General features: G+C 36.1%; 3 protein-coding genes. 2 read left to right on the top strand and 1 reads right to left on the bottom strand.

What is annotated here, in order from left to right:
* Nucleotides 1–171: signal peptidase II (locus tag ACTXGO_RS14410; protein ID WP_443575000.1), on the top strand; the 171-nt coding region annotated here is incomplete at its 5' end.
* 22 nt (nucleotides 172–193) lie between these two features.
* Nucleotides 194–784 (top strand): hypothetical protein, encoded by a 591-nt coding sequence (locus ACTXGO_RS14405; protein WP_443543595.1) that lies wholly within the window; start codon nucleotides 194–196, stop codon nucleotides 782–784.
* A 103-nt stretch (nucleotides 785–887) separates the two neighbouring features.
* Here ACTXGO_RS14405 and ACTXGO_RS14400 read toward each other — a convergent pair.
* Nucleotides 888–1,086, bottom strand: a 199-nt coding sequence (locus tag ACTXGO_RS14400; protein ID WP_443574999.1) for a DUF1294 domain-containing protein, incomplete at its 5' end; no start/stop codon positions are given.

Raw genomic sequence — 1,086 nt, 5'->3', positions numbered from 1 at the left:
GGTAATCTGATTGATCGCCTGCTCCATGGTCACGTTATCGACTTCATCCACGTGCATAACGCCGATGTCTGGCATTACCCGATATTTAATATTGCAGATATTGGCATTAGTGTTGGCGTGGCGATCATTGTCATCGACATGCTGTTTTTTGAAGGTAAGCGTAGTAGTTAAATTATCCTAGTAAATTTAGATTATGATAAAATATCCAGCGTTAGAAGTTGAACGAAAATCAGGTGAAGAAGCTTTTCATATCGAGGGAAACTCTCTGAATTTAAACTTATTGTCTTTTTGGCAATGGTCTAGCTCCGATCTTGTAAGTAATACCTTAAGAGGTATTTTAGCTGAATATATTGTTGGTTCTGCTCTTGGTGAGAATAATGCTCACAGAGTAGAATGGGATGATTACGATATCGAAACTAAAGAAGGTATTAAAATTGAAGTAAAGTCTAGTGCTTTTATTCAAACATGGAATCAAGAAAAAATATCTACTATTCAATTTGGAATTCGTCCTACTACACAATGGGACGATAAGACCAATGCTCGTTCAACCAAAAGCATACGGCAAGCTGATATTTACGTATTTTGTTTATTAAAACATAAAGAACAAAAAACTATTGATCCTCTTAATATGAGTCAATGGGAATTTTACGTTTTATCTTCAGATACATTGAATCAGTCTGTCGGGTTACAAAAAAATATTACGCTCTCAAGCCTACTTCGACTCGATCCAATAATCACTACTTATTCAAAACTACCTTTTGCTATAAAGCAGTCAATCAGCTAGGACATGTCATCAATTAAAAATAGTGATATCAACATAATATATTTGTTTCTAAAAAAGTATCATAAATATTTATGATTAGTCGTTAAAATTCTATATTTAAAAATTACAACAACTTATCTAATCCCCCACCCGCCATAACAAATAACAAACCTGCCAAGTTAACCACTACCGTCAAATAATACGCCATACGAAACTCTGGCTTTTGGGACTTGTGGCGCAGATAAGTCTGGGCAACCAGCGCTCCAACCCAGCCGCCAAGCGCGCTTAAAATATGTAAAGTCATCTCAGGGGTGCGCCACTCA

This window comes from Psychrobacter sp. T6-1, assembly GCF_052258445.1.
Note: the sequence above shows the minus strand (reverse complement) of the source record. Positions and strands in the feature narration are given on the sequence as shown.